11 protein-coding genes are annotated in these 16239 nt (G+C 71.8%); 6 read left to right on the top strand and 5 right to left on the bottom strand.

Going from position 1 to position 16239, the window contains the following annotated elements:
- Positions 1–101: 101 nt before the first annotated feature.
- The 5 genes from A4V12_RS09260 to recQ all read left to right on the top strand — a co-directional run bounded on the left by A4V12_RS09260 (position 102) and on the right by recQ (position 7864).
- Positions 102–896 carry an ATP-binding cassette domain-containing protein gene (locus A4V12_RS09260; protein WP_079136924.1) on the top strand — a complete coding sequence of 265 codons (795 nt, stop codon included), beginning with the start codon at positions 102–104 and terminating at the stop codon, positions 894–896.
- Positions 893–2176, top strand: a complete 1284-nt coding sequence (locus A4V12_RS09255; RefSeq protein ID WP_064068763.1) for a sugar ABC transporter permease — start codon at positions 893–895, stop codon at positions 2174–2176. The genes A4V12_RS09260 and A4V12_RS09255 overlap by 4 nt, the downstream gene beginning before the upstream one ends.
- 184 nt (positions 2177–2360) lie before the next feature.
- Entirely contained in the window at positions 2361–4274 is a 1914-nt protein-coding gene (gene dxs / locus A4V12_RS09250; protein ID WP_064068762.1) for a 1-deoxy-D-xylulose-5-phosphate synthase, read from the top strand.
- A gap of 160 nt (positions 4275–4434) precedes the next feature.
- Positions 4435–5946: an amino acid permease gene (locus A4V12_RS09245; protein WP_064068761.1), complete on the top strand. Its 1512-nt coding sequence runs from the start codon at positions 4435–4437 to the stop codon at positions 5944–5946.
- A gap of 70 nt (positions 5947–6016) precedes the next feature.
- Positions 6017–7864 carry a DNA helicase RecQ gene (recQ, locus tag A4V12_RS09240; protein WP_064068760.1) on the top strand — a complete coding sequence of 616 codons (1848 nt, stop codon included), beginning with the start codon at positions 6017–6019 and terminating at the stop codon, positions 7862–7864.
- A gap of 403 nt (positions 7865–8267) precedes the next feature.
- Here recQ and A4V12_RS09235 read toward each other — a convergent pair whose 3' ends face one another.
- The 5 genes from A4V12_RS09235 to A4V12_RS09215 form a co-directional block, all read right to left on the bottom strand.
- Positions 8268–10397 (bottom strand): 3-hydroxyacyl-CoA dehydrogenase NAD-binding domain-containing protein, encoded by a 2130-nt coding sequence (locus tag A4V12_RS09235; protein ID WP_064068759.1) that lies wholly within the window; start codon positions 10395–10397, stop codon positions 8268–8270.
- On the bottom strand, positions 10394–11608 hold the full coding sequence (locus tag A4V12_RS09230) for a thiolase family protein (RefSeq protein ID WP_064068758.1): 1215 nt from the start codon (positions 11606–11608) through the stop codon (positions 10394–10396). The genes A4V12_RS09235 and A4V12_RS09230 overlap by 4 nt, the downstream gene beginning before the upstream one ends.
- A 297-nt stretch (positions 11609–11905) precedes the next feature.
- Positions 11906–13201, bottom strand: a complete 1296-nt coding sequence (locus A4V12_RS09225; protein WP_064068757.1) for an HRDC domain-containing protein — start codon at positions 13199–13201, stop codon at positions 11906–11908.
- A gap of 79 nt (positions 13202–13280) precedes the next feature.
- Entirely contained in the window at positions 13281–13946 is a 666-nt protein-coding gene (locus A4V12_RS09220) for a response regulator transcription factor (protein WP_064068756.1), read from the bottom strand.
- A gap of 442 nt (positions 13947–14388) precedes the next feature.
- Complete coding sequence (locus tag A4V12_RS09215; protein ID WP_064068755.1) at positions 14389–15063, bottom strand: DUF3000 domain-containing protein; 675 nt, start codon at positions 15061–15063, stop codon at positions 14389–14391.
- 91 nt (positions 15064–15154) lie between these two features.
- Here A4V12_RS09215 and hemE point away from each other — a divergent pair, with 91 nt between their 5' ends.
- Positions 15155–16219, top strand: a complete 1065-nt coding sequence (gene hemE, locus A4V12_RS09210) for a uroporphyrinogen decarboxylase (protein ID WP_064068833.1) — start codon at positions 15155–15157, stop codon at positions 16217–16219.
- The last annotated feature ends 20 nt before the right edge of the window (positions 16220–16239 follow it).

Here is a 16239-nt window from a genome sequence, read left to right as displayed (position 1 = left end):
CCCGGTCCCGTCCGTGCCGGGTGGGCACCCGGCCCGGCCGGACCGGTCCCCCTCTTCTCGCTCCACGTACCACCATCCCCGCCGGACAGGCGGCGAAGGAGATGATTCACGTGTTCGCTACGCCCGTGTTGGCGTTGCGCGGAGTCTCCAAGCGGTTCGGCGCCGTCCAAGCGCTCACCGACGTAGACCTGGAGATCCACGCCGGTGAGGTCGTCGCCCTGGTCGGCGACAACGGCGCCGGCAAGTCGACGCTCGTCAAGACCATCTCGGGGGTTCACCCCATCGATGAAGGCGCCATCGAGTGGGAGGGCAACGAGGTCAGGATCCAGCGGCCGAACGACGCCCAGGACCTCGGAGTGGCGACCGTCTACCAGGACCTCGCCCTCTGCGACAACCTCGACGTCGTCGCCAACCTCTTCCTCGGCAGCGAGCTGAAGAGCCTCTCCGTCCTCGACGAGATCGCGATGGAGAAGCGCGCCAAGGAGCTGCTGGACACCCTGTCCATCCGCATCCCCAGCGTCCGCATCCCGGTCGCCGCCCTCTCCGGCGGTCAGCGCCAGGTCGTCGCCATCGCCCGCGCCCTCATCGGCGACCCCAAGATCGTCATCCTGGACGAGCCGACCGCCGCCCTCGGCGTCGAGCAGACTGCCCAGGTCCTCGACCTGGTCGAGCGGCTGCGCGAGCGCGGCCACGGCGTCATCCTCATCAGCCACAACATGGCCGACGTGCGCGCCGTCGCCGACAAGGTCGCCGTCCTGCGCCTGGGCCGCAACAACGGTGTCTTCAACGTCGCGGACACCAGCCACGAAGAGATCATCGCCGCGATCACCGGCGCCACGGACAACGCCGTGACCCGCCGCCAGGCGCGTACGGCCACGAAGGAGGACGCGAAGTGAGCGACCTCACCAAGACCCCCGCCCCGGACGCGGAGCAGTCCGCCGCCCCCATTCCGGCCGTCGACCCGCGCCTCCTCGTCCGCGAGGAGGGCCTCAAGGGCTACTGGACCGAGTTCACCCGCAAGGTGCGCGGCGGCGAGCTGGGCTCCCTGCCGGTGTTCATCGGCCTGATCGTCATCGCGATCGTCTTCCAGTCGCAGAACAGCAACTTCCTCTCCGCCAGCTCCGTCGCCAACATCGCCGTCTACACCTCCGGCCTCGGCATCATGGCGGTCGGCATCGTGTTCGTGCTGATCCTCGGCGAGATCGACCTGTCGGTCGGCTCCGTCGCCGGCGTCGGCGCCGCCGTGTGGGCGGTGCTCAACGTCAGCAACGGCATGAACGACTGGCTCGCCGTCGCCATCGCCGTCCTGTCCGGCCTCGCCCTCGGTCTCCTCCACGGCTTCTTCTTCGCCAAGATCGGCGTACCGGCGTTCGTCGTCACCCTCGCCGGCTTCCTCGGCTGGAGCGGCCTGCAGATCTGGCTCATGGGCCAGGAGGGCTCGATCAACGCCCCCACCGGCAGCGTCGTCGAGCACCTGACCGGCTACTACTTCGAGGACAAGGCCGCCGCGTACGGCCTCGCCCTGGTCGCCGTCCTCGCCTACGCGGCCTCGCTCCTGCTGGACAGCAAGCGCCGCAAGGCCGCCGCGCTCCCGGCCCGCCCGGTCAGCGAGATCGTGCTGCGCGCCGGCTTCGTCGCCGTCCTGTGCTTCGTCGTCGCCTACGTCCTCAACGAGCCGGCCGGCGCCCGTGGCCTGCCGCTCGCGCTGGTGCTCTTCCTCGCCGTCCTGGTCGTCGCCGACTTCGTCGCCCGCCGCACCACCTTCGGCCGGCAGGTCTTCGCGGTCGGCGGCAACGCCGAGGCGGCCCGCCGCGCCGGCATCAACGTCGACCGGGTCCGCATCCTGGTCTTCGGCCTCTCGGGCCTGCTCGCCGCCTTCGGCGGCCTCTTCGTGGCCAGCCTCTCCGGCGGCGCCACCAAGAGCCTGGGCGGCGGCAACACCCTGATGCTCGTCATCGCGGCGGCCGTCATCGGCGGCACCAGCCTCTTCGGCGGCCGCGGCAAGGTCTGGTCCGCGCTGCTGGGCATGATCGTGATCCAGTCGATCCAGCAGGGCCTCAACATGCTGGGCATGGCGTCCGAGATCCAGTACATGATCACCGGCGCGGTGCTCCTCGCCGCCGTGGTGATCGACTCGGTCTCCCGCCGTACCCAGAAGACCGCAGGCCGCGCGTAGGGTGAACCCCCGCGTGGTCATGTGACCACCGCAATGCCCGGCGCCCTCAACCGGCGCCGGGCATTGCTGCGTCTGAGCCAACGGCACGACGCGTTACGGACCGCCCGATGACCACCGTCGGGGGCGGAACATTAGACTCGACAAAATCGGCAGCTCGACCAGCTCAACACGCAAGGAGGCACGGGTGGCTCTGCTGACCCGTATCACGGGCCCGCGCGATCTCGACCGGCTCTCCCCGGAGCAGCTGGACCAGCTGGCCGCGGAGATCCGGTCCTTCCTGGTGGACGCCGTCTCCAAGACCGGCGGCCACCTCGGTCCCAACCTGGGCGTGGTCGAGCTGACCATCGCCCTGCACCGGGTCTTCGAGTCCCCCAAGGACAAGATCCTCTGGGACACCGGTCACCAGTCGTACGTCCACAAGCTGCTCACCGGCCGCCAGGACTTCTCGCGGCTCAAGATGAAGGGCGGCCTGTCCGGCTACCCGGCGCGGGCCGAGTCCGAGCACGACGTCATCGAGAACAGCCACGCCTCCACCGTCCTCGGCTGGGCCGACGGCCTGGCCAAGGCCAACGAGGTCCTCCGGCGCGACGACCACGTCGTCGCCGTCATCGGTGACGGCGCCCTCACCGGCGGCATGGCCTGGGAGGCGCTCAACAACATCGCCGAGGCCAAGGACCGGCCGCTCGTCATCGTCGTCAACGACAACGAGCGCTCCTACGCCCCGACGATCGGCGGCCTCGCCAACCACCTCGCCACGCTGCGCACCACCGACGGCTACGAGCGCTTCCTCGCCCGCACCAAGGAGATCCTCGACCGCACCCCGGTCGTCGGCAAGCCGCTGTACGAGACCCTGCACGGCGCCAAGAAGGGCCTGAAGGACTTCATCGCGCCGCAGGGCATGTTCGAGGACCTCGGCCTGAAGTACGTCGGCCCCATCGACGGCCACGACATCGAGGCCCTGGAGTCCGCGCTGACCCGCGCCAAGCGGTTCGGCGGACCGGTCATCGTGCACTGCCTCACCGAGAAGGGCCGCGGTTACCAGCCCGCCCTGGCCGACGAGGCCGACCGCTTCCACGCCGTCGGCAAGATCCACCCCGACACCGGCCTGCCGATCTCCTCCTCCGGCGCCGACTGGACCGGCGTCTTCGCCGACGAGATGGTCGAGCTCGGCCGTGAGCGCGAGGACATCGTCGCCATCACCGCCGCCATGCTCCAGCCGGTCGGCCTCGACAAGTTCGCCAAGGCCTTCCCCGACCGGGTGTACGACGTCGGCATCGCCGAGCAGCACGGCGCCGTCTCCGCGGCCGGCCTCGCCACCGGCGGCCTCCACCCCGTCTTCGCGGTGTACGCCACGTTCCTCAACCGCGCCTTCGACCAGGTCCTCATGGACGTCGCCCTGCACAAGTGCGGGGTGACCTTCGTCCTGGACCGGGCGGGCGTCACCGGCACCGACGGCGCCTCCCACAACGGCATGTGGGACATGTCGATCCTCCAGGTCGTCCCCGGCCTGCGGATCGCCGCCCCGCGCGACGCCGACCAGGTCCGCGCCCAGCTGCGCGAGGCCGTCGAGGTCGACGACGCGCCGACCGTCGTGCGCTACTCCAAGGGCGCGGTCGGCCCGGCCGTCGAGGCCGTGGGCCGCGTCGGCGGCATGGACGTCCTGCGCGAGGCGGGCACGGACACGCCCGACGTGCTGCTGGTCTCCGTCGGCGCGCTGGCACCCATGTGCCTGGAGATCGCCGGCCTGCTCGACCAGCAGGGCATCTCCACCACGGTCGTCGACCCGCGCTGGGTCAAGCCGGTCGACGAGGCCATGGCGCCGCTCGCCGACCGCCACCGCGTCGTCGTCACCGTCGAGGACAACGGCCGCGTCGGCGGCGTCGGCTGCGCCGTCGCCCAGGCCCTGCGCGACGCCGGCGTCGACGTACCGCTGCGCGACTTCGGCATCCCGCCGCGCTTCCTGGACCACGCCTCCCGCAAGGAGGTCCTGGCCGAGATCGGGCTGACCGCCCCGGACATCGCCCGCCAGGTCACCGGCCTCGTCTCCAAGCTGGACGGCCGGTACGAGCAGGCCGAGGTGCGGGCCGCCCGCGACTGACGCCACCGCCGCCACCCCGCGCATTGGGCCGGTCGGAGCACCCCGAGGGGTTTCCGGCCGGTCCTTTCGTGTGAATGGGCCTCCCTGGGCGGGCGCCGTCGCGCAGCCCTCTCGATCATGGGCGGTAGAGGCCGATGGCTACGGAGGTACGCCGGTGAGTATGGGCCAGCAGTCACGCGACACCGGGATGTTCCGGACAAAGAGCGTCGAGCAATCGATCCAGGACACCGAGGAGCCCGAACACGCACTCAAGAAGTCGCTCTCCGCCTGGGACCTGACGGTCTTCGGCGTCGGCGTCATCATCGGCACGGGCATCTTCGTCCTCACGGGCAAGGTCGCCAAGGAGAACGCCGGACCGGCGACCGCGCTGGCGTTCGTCGCCGCCGGCATCGTCTGCGCGCTGGCCGCCCTGTGCTACGCCGAATTCGCCTCCACGGTCCCCGTGGCCGGGTCGGCGTACACCTTCGCGTACGCCTCGCTCGGCGAGCTGCCGGCGTGGATCATCGGCTGGGACCTCGTCCTGGAGTTCGCCCTCGGCACCGCGGTCGTCGCCGTCGGCTGGTCCGGCTACGTACGGTCGCTGATGGACAACGTCGACTGGCACCTACCGGCGTGGCTCCAAGGACCGGACGCGGAGGGCGGCACCTTCGACATCCTCGCCTTCATCCTGGTCCTGGTGCTCACCGCCGTCCTCGTCGTCGGCATGAAGCTGTCGGCCCGCATCACCGCGCTCGTGGTGGCGATCAAGGTGACGGTCGTCATGATCGTGATCGTCGCGGGCCTGTTCTTCGTCGTGGGAGACAACTACTCGCCCTTCATCCCCAAGGCGGTGACCCCGGAGAGCTCCTCCGGCTGGGACGCCGCTCTGGTCTCGACGATCTTCGGATACGAGCCCACCAACTTCGGCGTCATGGGCATCTTCACCGCCGCGTCCGTCGTCTTCTTCGCCTTCATCGGCTTCGACGTCGTCGCCACCGCCGCCGAGGAGACCAAGCTGCCGCAACGCGACATGCCGCGCGGCATCCTCGGCTCGCTCCTCATCTGCACCGTGCTGTACGTGGCCGTCGCGCTGGTCGTGACCGGTATGCAGCACTACACCGAGCTGTCGACCAGCGCCCCGCTCGCCGACGCGTTCAAATCCGTCGGGCACCCCTTCTACGCCGGTGTCATCAGCTTCGGCGCGGCGGTCGGCCTCACCACCGTGTGCCTCATCCTGCTCCTCGGCCAGACCCGGGTGTTCTTCGCGATGAGCCGCGACGGGCTGCTGCCGCGGTTCTTCTCCGTCACGCACCCGAGGTTCCGCACCCCGTACCGCCCCACCATCCTGCTCGGCGTGATCATCGCCTTCGTCTCCGGCTTCACCAGCATCGACGAGCTGGCGACCCTGGTGAACATCGGCACCCTCTTCGCCTTCGTGGTCGTCGCGATCGGCGTGATCATCCTGCGCCGCACCCGCCCCGACCTGCACCGGGCCTTCCGCACCCCCTGGGTGCCGTTCGTCCCGATCCTGTCGGTCGCCGCCTCGCTGTGGCTGATGCTCAACCTGCCGAACGAGACGTGGTTCCGCTTCGCCGTCTGGATGGCGATCGGCATCGTCGTGTACTTCCTGTACGGGCGCTCCCACAGCCGCCTGGGCCGCCGCACGCGCTCCCTCGGCACCGAGGCCCCGTAGCCGTACCGCACCGCAGGCCGCCCCGTCCGCCGTTTGGGCCGTTCGGGGCGGCCGCTCGTAGAATCGGCGGATGACTTCCCCCGGCGACCACCTCGAGACCGACGACGCCCTGCGGGTGCTGGGCAAGGTCTTCGGCTACGACTCCTTCCGAGGACAGCAGCGGGAGATCATCGACCACGTGGTGGACGGCGGTGACGCCCTGGTCCTCATGCCGACCGGTGGCGGCAAGTCGCTCTGCTACCAGATCCCCGCGCTGGTGCGCCCGGGCGTCGGGGTCGTCATCTCCCCGCTGATCGCCCTCATGCAGGACCAGGTCGACGCGCTGCGGGCGGTCGGGGTGCGCGCCGGGTTCCTCAACTCCACCCAGGACCTGGACGAGCGCAGGATGGTGGAGGCCGAGTTCGCCGCCGGCGAGCTGGACCTGCTGTACCTGGCGCCGGAGCGGCTGCGGGTCGAGTCCACGCTCCAGCTGCTGGGGCGCGGCAGCATCTCGCTGTTCGCCATCGACGAGGCGCACTGCGTGGCCCAGTGGGGCCACGACTTCCGGCCGGACTACCTCCAGCTGTCCACGCTCCACGAGCGGTGGCCGGACGTGCCGCGCATCGCCCTGACGGCGACCGCCACGCGCGCCACCCACGCCGAGATCGCCTCCCGGCTGAACCTCGACGGCGCCCGGCACTTCGTGGCGAGCTTCGACCGCCCCAACATCCAGTACCGCATCGCCCCCAAGAACGAGCCCAAGCGGCAGCTGCTGGAGCTGATCCGCGGCGAGCACCCGGGCGACGCCGGCATCGTGTACTGCCTGTCGCGGGCGTCCGTCGAGAAGACGGCCGCGTTCCTGGTGGAGAACGGCGTCGACGCCGTCCCGTACCACGCGGGTCTCGACGCGGCGACTCGCGCCGCGAACCAGGCCCGGTTCCTGCGCGAGGACGGGCTCGTGGTGGTCGCGACGATCGCCTTCGGCATGGGCATCGACAAGCCCGACGTACGCTTCGTCGCCCACCTCGACCTGCCGAAGTCGGTGGAGGGCTACTACCAGGAGACCGGCCGCGCGGGGCGCGACGGGCTGCCGTCCACGGCGTGGCTGGCGTACGGGCTCCAGGACGTCGTCCAGCAGCGGAAGATGATCGACGGCTCGGAGGGCGACGCCGAGCACCGCCGCCGGCTCGCCGCCCACCTCGACGCCATGCTGGCGCTGTGCGAGACGGTCGAGTGCCGCCGGGTGCGGCTGCTGGCGTACTTCGGCCAGGAGTCCACCGCGTGCGGGAACTGCGACACCTGCCTGTCGCCGCCCAAGTCGTGGGACGGCACCATCGCCGCGCAGAAGCTGCTGTCGGCGATCGTCCGGCTGAAGCGGGAGCGCAACCAGAAGTTCGGCGCGGGCCAGATCATCGACATCCTGCTGGGCCGCAGGACCGCGAAGGTCATCCAGTTCGACCACGACGCGCTGAGCGTCTTCGGCATCGGCACCGAGCTGAACGAGTCGCAGTGGCGCGGTGTCGTGCGCCAGCTCCTCGCCCAAGGGCTCCTCGCGGTCGAGGGCGAGTACGGCACGCTCGTGCTGACCGACGCCGCCGCCGACGTCCTGGGCGGCCGCCGCGAGGTGCACCTGCGCAGCGAACCGGAGCGTGCGGCGCGGGCCGGCAGGTCCGGCACCGCCGCCAAGCGCGCCGCCGTCGCCGACCTGCCGGAGGAGGCCCTGCCGGTCTTCGAGCGGCTGCGTGCCTGGCGGGCGGCGACCGCCAAGGAGCAGGGCGTCCCGGCGTACGTCATCTTCCACGACGCGACGCTCCGCCAGATCGCCGCGGAACCGCCCGCGAGCCTCGCGGAGCTGGGCGGCGTCAGCGGCGTGGGCGAGAACAAGCTCGCCAAGTACGGCGAGTCCCTCCTCGCCGCCCTCGCGGAAGCCGAGGCCTGACCGTCTCGCGCCCACTCCCGTCGTGGGCAGTCGTCCCGCTGGGGCGGGACGGGTGGGCACAACGGGACAGGGGCGGCGCCCTTGCCCCGTTCACCCGCGGGGCGGTGCCTGTTCCCGGTTCGCGCCGGGTGCGGTTCGGTGGGCTGCCGGTGGGTGGGGGCGGTGCCCCTCCGGGCTCGCCTCCTCCGGGCCGGCGGCCTCGGGTTACGAGTGAGGGAGCCCCGCTGAAGCCGCCAACCCCTGCGGGGGCGACCCTGCACGGCCCCGCCCCGGCCGGACGCCGACTGCGGGTGGGGGTAGCGGCACGGGCCTGCTCCGGGCCGTCGTCCGGGTGCGGACCGTGGGCCCGGAAACGGCGGACGGGCCGCAGGGGGTGTCCCCCGCGGCCCGTCGCCCTGTGTGGTTACGCCGGGACGCTCGCCACGCCCTGCGCCAGGAAACGCTTGCCGTTCACGCGCTCCGACACGCCCTCGCGGTCCAGGTACGGCGTGATGCCGCCCAGGTGGAAGGGCCAGCCGGCGCCCGTGATCAGGCACAGGTCGATGTCCTGGGCCTCGGCGACGACGCCCTCGTCCAGCATCAGGCCGATCTCCTGCGCCACCGCGTCCAGGACACGGTCCCGCACCTGCTGCTCGGTCAGGACGGTGTCGCCCTGCTTCAGCAGCGCCGCGACCTCGGGGTCCAGCTCGGGCTTGCCCGAGTCGTAGACGTAGAAGCCGCGCTTGCCCGCCTTGACCACGGCGGCCAGGTTCGGGGAGACCGTGAAGCGGTCCGGGAAGGCGCGGTTCAGGGTCTCGGAGACGTGCAGACCGATCGCCGGGCCGACCAGCTCCAGCAGCACCAGCGGGGACATCGGCAGACCGAGCGGCTCGATGGCCTTCTCCGCGGTCTCGACCGGGGTGCCCTCGTCGATGACGTTCTGGATCTCGCCCATGAAGCGGGTGAGGATGCGGTTCACGACGAACGCCGGGGCGTCCTTCGTCAGAACGGCCGTCTTCTTCAGCTTCTTCGCCACGCCGAACGCGGTCGCCAGCGACGCGTCGTCGGTCTGCTCACCGCGGACGATCTCCAGCAGCGGCAGGATCGCGACCGGGTTGAAGAAGTGGAAGCCGACCACGCGCTCCGGGTGCTGGAGCTTGGAGGCCATCTCCGACACCGACAGCGAGGAGGTGTTGGTGGCGAGGATCGCGTGCGCCGGGGCGACCGCCTCGACCTCCGCGAACACCTTCTGCTTGACGCTCATCTCCTCGAACACGGCCTCGATGATGAAGTCCGCGTCCGCGAAGCCCTCGGCCTTGTCCAGGACGCCCGACACCAGGCCCTTGAGACGGTTGGCCTTGTCCTGGTTGATACGGCCCTTGCCGAGCAGCTTGTCGATCTCGCCGTGGACGTAGCCCACGCCCTTGTCGACGCGCTCCTGGTCGATGTCCGTCAGGACGACCGGCACCTCCAGGCGGCGCAGGAACAGCAGCGCCAGCTGCGAGGCCATCAGACCGGCGCCGACGACGCCGACCTTGGTGACCGGGCGGGCCAGGCTCTTGTCCGGCGCGCCGGCCGGGCGCTTGGCGCGCTTCTGCACCAGGTTGAAGGCGTAGATGCCGGACCGCAGCTCGCCGCCCATGATCAGGTCGGCGAGCGCCGTGTCCTCGGCGTCGAAGCCCTTCTGGAGGTCGCCGTCCTTGGCCGCCTCGATGATGTCCAGGGCGCGGTACGCGGCCGGGGCCGCACCGTGCACCTTGGAGTCGGCGATGAACCGGCCGCGGGCCACGGCCGCGTCCCAGCCCTCGCCGCGGTCGACCTCGGCGCGCTCGACCACGATCTCGCCCTTGAGGACGGACGCGGTCCACAGCAGCGACTGCTCCAGGAAGTCCGCGCCCTCGAAGATCGCGTCGGCGATCCCGAGCTCGTAGACCTGCTTGCCCTTGAGCTGCTTGTTCTGGTTGAGCGAGTTCTCGATGATCACCGTCACCGCGCGGTCGGCACCGATCAGGTTCGGCAGGACGGTGCAGCCGCCCCAGCCCGGGACCAGACCGAGGAAGACCTCGGGCAGCGAGAACGCCGGCAGGGCCGACGACACGGTGCGGTAGGTGCAGTGCAGACCGACCTCGACACCGCCGCCCATCGCCGCGCCGTTGTAGTACGCGAAGGTCGGCACGCCCAGCGACGACAGCCGCTTGAAGACGTCGTGGCCGCCCTTGCCGATGGCGAGCGCGTCCTCGTGGCGCTTCAGCAGCTCGACGCCCTTGAGGTCGGCGCCGACGGCGAAGATGAACGGCTTGCCGGTGATGCCGGCACCGACGATCGTGCCCTCGGCCGCCTCCTTCTCGACCTGGTCGATGGCGGTGTTGAGGTTCGCCAGGGACTGCGGGCCGAAGGTGGTCGGCTTGGTGTGGTCGAAGCCGTTGTCCAGCGTGATCAGCGCGAACCGGCCGGCCCCGAAGGGCAGGTCGAAGTGCCGTACGTGGGCGGTGGTGACGACCTCGTCCGGGAACAGCTCGGCCGCACCCTTCAGAAGCTCAGCGGTGGTGCTCACTTGCCCTCCCAGTGGGGGTTTTCCCAGATGACCGTGGCGCCCATGCCGAAGCCGACGCACATGGTGGTGAGGCCGTAACGGACCTCCGGCTGCTCCTCGAACTGCCGCGCCAGCTGCGTCATCAGACGGACGCCGGAGGAGGCGAGCGGGTGGCCGAAGGCGATGGCGCCGCCGTACTGGTTGACGCGCGCGTCGTCGTCGGCGATGCCGTAGTGGTCGAGGAAGGCCAGCACCTGGACGGCGAAGGCCTCGTTGATCTCGAAGAGGTTGATGTCCTCGATCGACAGGCCGGCCTTGGCGAGGGCCTTCTCGGTCGCGGGGATCGGGCCGTAGCCCATGACCTCCGGCTCGACGCCGGCGAAGGCGTACGAGACGAGGCGCATCTTGACCGGCAGGCCGTTCTCGCGGGCGAAGTCCTCGGACGCGATGATCGACGCGGTGGCGCCGTCGTTGAGGCCCGCGGCGTTGCCGGCGGTGACGTTGCCGTGGACGCGGAAGGGCGTCTTCAGGTTGGCCAGCGACTCCAGGGTCGTGCCCGGGCGCATCGGCTCGTCGGCGGTGACCAGGCCCCAGCCGGTCTCGCCGGCCTCCGGGTTGGTGCGGCGCACCGACACGGGCACCAGGTCGGCCTGGATCTTGCCGTTGGCGTACGCCTTGGCGGCCTTCTCCTGGGAGCGCACGGCGTACTCGTCGGCGCGCTGCTTGGTGATGTGCGGGTAGCGGTCGTGCAGGTTCTCGGCGGTCATGCCCATGAACAGGGCGGACTCGTCGACCAGCTTCTCGCTGACGAACCGCGGGTTCGGGTCGACGCCCTCACCCATGGGGTGGCGGCCCATGTGCTCGACGCCACCGGCGATGACGGCGTCGTACGCGCCGAAGGCGATGGAGCCGGCGACCGAGGTCACGGCGGTCAGCGCGCCCGCGCACATGCGGTCGATGGAGTAGCCGGGCACCGACTGCGGCAGGCCCGCCAGGATGCCGGCGGTGCGGCCGATGGTCAGGCCCTGGTCACCGATCTGCGTGGTCGCGGCGATGGCGACCTCGTCGATCTGCGCCGGGTCCAGACCGGGGTTGCGGCGCAGCAGCTCCCGGATGGCCTTCACGACGAGGTCGTCGGCGCGGGTCTCGTGGTAGATGCCCTTCGGGCCCGCCTTGCCGAACGGGGTGCGGACGCCGTCGACGAAGACGACGTCCCTGACGGTACGAGGCACGATGGCTCTCCTCCAGGTGCGGGATGGCACTGCACTGCTGCTGCACGCGGCTAAGCGCGCGCTTGTACGCCCCATGCTACTTACGGGTAACCAGACTGCACAGTCCCCCCGCCCGGAGCGTCGAACGTCACACCCCCGGTCGCCCCGCGTGGCGTACCCCGCCGCGGGCGCCCGGCCCGGCCCGGCCGGGACATGACGCCCCGGACCGCGCCGGCAGAACGGATCCCGATGCCCGGCCCCATAGGCCCCGGGTACGCGAGAGCCCCCGGCCGGGAACGGCCGGGGGCTTCCGGTGCGTCAGGCCTTGGCGGACGCCAGTGCCGCCAGCAGCACCGGGGTGACCTGCTCGATCTGCCAGGGCCGCGCCCCGTACCCGGCGAGCGCGCCCGTCACCGTGTGGGCCGTGAGGTCGGCGGGCGGCTCCCAGCACACCCGCCGCACCGTGTCCGGTGTGATCAGGTTCTCCGGCGGGAGGTTCAGCGACTCGGCGAGCGCCGAGATCGCCGAGCGTGCCGCGGAGAGCCGTGCGGCGGCGACCGGGTCCTTGTCCGCCCAGGCGCGCGGCGGCGGCGGGCCCTGCACCTGCTGGCCCGGCTGCGGCAGCTCTGCGTCCGGCAGCGCCTTGGCCCGGTCCACCGCGGCCTGCCACTGCTCCAGCTGGCGACGGCCCATGCGGTGCCCGAAGCCGGGCAGCGCGGTGAGCGCCTGCACGTCGGCCGGGAGCGCCAGGGCGGCCTCGACGATCGCCGCGTCGCTGAGCACCTTGCCCGGCGACACGTCGCGCCGCTGGGCGATCCGGTCGCGGGCGGTCCACAGCTCCCGCACGACCGCCATCTGGCGGCGCCGGCGGACCTTGTGCATGCCGGAGGTCCGGCGCCAGGGGTCCTTGCGCGGCGGGGGCGGCGGAGCGGCGGCGATCGCGTCGAACTCCTGGTACGCCCACTCCAGCTTGCCCTGCCGGTCCAGCTCCTTCTCCAGCGCGTCCCGCAGGTCGACGAGGAGCTCCACGTCCAGCGCGGCGTACCGGAGCCAGGGCTCGGGCAGCGGGCGGGTGGACCAGTCCACCGCGGAGTGGCCCTTCTCCAGGGCGTACCCCAGCACCGACTCGACCATCGCGCCGAGACCGACGCGCGGGAAGCCCGCGAGGCGGCCGGCCAGCTCGGTGTCGAACAGCCGGGTCGGCACCATGCCTATTTCGCGCAGGCACGGCAGGTCCTGGGTGGCGGCGTGCAGGATCCACTCGGCTCCCGCCAGGGCCGCGCCGAGCCCGGACAGGTCGGGGCAGCCCACGGGGTCGATCAGCGCGCTGCCCGCGCCCTCGCGGCGCAGCTGCACCAGGTAGGCCCGCTGGCCGTAGCGGTAGCCCGAGGCGCGCTCGGCGTCGACGGCGACGGGGCCGGTGCCGCTCGCGAAGGCGGCGATCACCTCGGCCAGGGCGTGCTCGTCGGCCACCACGGGCGGGATGCCCTCACGGGGCTCCAGCAGGGGGATGGGCGTCTCTTCGGTCACGCCGTCTGCGACGCCGTCGTCCGGAGGGCCGCCCCCGGTGGTGCGCAGTGCTGTCTTCGCTGCGGTCTCTTGGGCGTCGGTCACCTGTCAAGGGTATCCGTGAACGGCGGGCGCCCGTCGACGGAACGTTCCGTCGACGGGCGCGGGGGCGGAGTGGACAGGGTCAGTGGATGATTCCGGTGCGCAGCGCCACGGCGACCATCCCGGCGCGGTCGCCGGTGCCGAGCTTGCGGGCGATGCGCGCCAGGTGGCTCTTGACGGTCAGCGCGGACAGGCCCATCGACACGCCGATGGCCTTGTTGGACTGGCCCTCGGCGACGAGCCGGAGCACCTCGACCTCGCGGCCGGAGAGCTCCCGGTAGCCGCCCGGGTGGCTCGGGGCACCCGGGGGGCGGCGGTGGCCGAGCCGCGCGGCCGCGGCGCCGATGGGGGCGGCGCCGGGCCGGGTGGGGTGGCCGATGTTCGTGCGGGTACCGGTGACGACGTAGCCCTTGACGCCCCCGGCGAGGGCGTTGCGCACGGCGCCGATGTCGTCGGCCGCCGAGAGGGCGAGCCCGTTGGGCCAGCCGGCGGCACGGGTCTCGGACAGCAGGGTGAGCCCGGAGCCGTCGGGCAGGTGGACGTCGGCAACGCAGATGTCGCGCGGGCTGCCGACGCGGGGACGAGCCTCCGCGATGGACGACGCCTCGATGACGTCACGCACTCCGAGAGCCCACAGGTGGCGGGTGACGGTGGAACGGACGCGCGGGTCGGCCACGACGACCATGGCCGTCGGCTTGTTCGGGCGGTAGGCGACCAGGCTTGCGGGCTGCTCGAGGAGAACGGACACCAGGCCTCCTGGGAAGGTGGGGGACACAGCCGGCTCGGGGAAGTAGCCGGGCGAACCGTGTTTGAAGGGTCACAGACCTCTTCGGCAGCCCAGGGGCCCGCCTTTAGGGGAAGATCACGATTTAGTGAGTAACAATTGGGGCAATTCGGACGGGCGATCGATCATCCTACGAGCGCCCCGTTCCGCGCGGGGCGCCTACCGATCATCGGAACGCGCCCCCCGGGCACCGCTCGCCCGCACGAGGGACACCGGGGCCGGGGCGGAATTCCCGGGCGTACGGCGACCGGGGCCGCGGCGGAGGACCCCCGGGGTACCGGCCGCGGCGCTGACCCGGCACGGAGCACCGCGCCCCGGGCGGGTCACCACGGCGGGCGACCGGCCCGGGGCGGGCGGAGAGGGCGGGGAGCCCGGGAAAGCGGGGAAGGACGGGGAGGACAGAGCGCTACGGGTGCTGCGGACCGCGGCGCTGGGGGAGCGAGACCACGGCCGCCGAACCGGCGTCCAGAGGCCCCGGCCCGGACGGCGGAAGGCCGCCGATCTGGCACAGCAGGTCGCACCAGGCGGCCAGGTGCGCACCCGTGTCCGGCACCCCGCCCCGGCCCTCGCGCGGCGTCCAGGACGCCCGGATCTCGATCTGCGTCGCCGGGCGGCGGTCCGAGAGTCCACCGAAGTAGTGAGACCCCGCACGGGTGACGGTGCCCGAAGCCTCCTCGAACGGAAGGCCCCGCGCCTCCAGCGCGCCCGTCAGCCACGACCAGGACACCTCGGGCAGCAGCGGATCCGCCGCCATCTCCGGCTCCAGCTCCGCGCGCACCAGCGTCACCAGGCGGAAGGTGCCCTTCCAGGCCTCGTGGCCGGCCGGGTCGTGCAGCAGCACCAGGCGACCGTCCGCCAGGTCCTCGTCGTCCTCGACCACCGCCGCCTCCAGGGCGTACGCGTACGGGGCCAGCCGCTGCGGAGGCCGGGACGGTTCCACCTCGAGCTCCGGCCGCAACCGCGCCCCGCGCAGCGCGTCCACCGCCAGCCGGAAGGCGGGCGGGACGGACGTACCCTCCCTGTCGGTCGTTCCTTCGGCGTCGTCGGAGTGATCGGAGAACTGTCCCTGAGCCGCAGCCATGCGGGGAAGAGTAGGCGGAAGGACGCCCCCGTGCAGGGAGAGACACCCGCACCACGCCAGCCGCTTGGCCGTACATGCGAAGATTCTGGGCGTGAGTGCCATTGACAGCCCTTCGGGCCAGCAGACGAAGACCTACGACTCCGCGTTCCTGAAGGCGTGCCGGCGCGAGCCCGTGCCGCACACTCCCGTGTGGTTCATGCGGCAGGCGGGACGGTCGCTGCCCGAGTACCTGAAGGTCCGTGAAGGCATCCCCATGCTGGAGTCGTGCATGCGGCCCGAGCTGGTCACGGAGATCACCCTCCAGCCGGTACGGCGGCACAAGGTCGACGCCGCGATCTTCTTCAGCGACATCGTCGTCCCCCTCAAGGCCATCGGCGTCGACCTCGACATCAAGCCGGGCGTCGGGCCCGTCGTCGCCGAGCCCATCCGCTCCCGCGCCGACCTCGACCGGCTGCGCGCCCTGACGCCCGACGACGTCCGCTACGTCACCGAGGCCATCGGGATGCTCACCGGCGAGCTGGGCACCACCCCGCTGATCGGCTTCGCGGGCGCGCCCTTCACCCTGGCGAGCTACCTCGTCGAGGGCGGCCCGTCGCGCAACCACGAGCACACCAAGGCCCTCATGTACGGCGACCCCGAGCTGTGGGCCGACCTGCTGGACCGGCTCGCCGACATCACCTCCGCCTTCCTGAAGGTGCAGATCGAGGCCGGCGCCTCCGCCGTCCAGCTCTTCGACTCCTGGGTCGGCGCCCTCGCCCCCGCCGACTACCGCCGCTCGGTGATGCCCGCCTCCGCGAAGGTGTTCCGCGAGGTGGAGCGGTACGGCGTGCCGCGCATCCACTTCGGCGTCGGTACGGGCGAGCTGCTCGGCCTCATGGGCGAGGCGGGCGCCGACGTCGTCGGCGTCGACTGGCGCGTCCCGCTCGACGAGGCCGCCCGGCGCGTCGGCCCCGGCAAGGCGCTCCAGGGCAACCTCGACCCGGCCGTGCTCTTCTCCACCCCCGAGGCGGTCGAGGCCAAGACCCGCGAGGTGCTGGACGCCGCCGCCGGGCTGGAGGGACACATCTTCAACCTCGGCCACGGCGTCCTGCCGACCACCGACCCCGACGCCCTGACCCGCCTGGTCGACCACGTCCACACCCGCACCGCGCGCTGACCCCGCCCCACCGGACGGCG

It is taken from the genome of Streptomyces noursei, assembly GCF_001646665.1.
GTDB lineage: Bacteria > Actinomycetota > Actinomycetes > Streptomycetales > Streptomycetaceae > Streptomyces > Streptomyces lavendulocolor.
The sequence above is the reverse complement of the archived record's forward strand: the minus strand, read 5'-3'. Positions and strand labels throughout refer to the sequence as shown.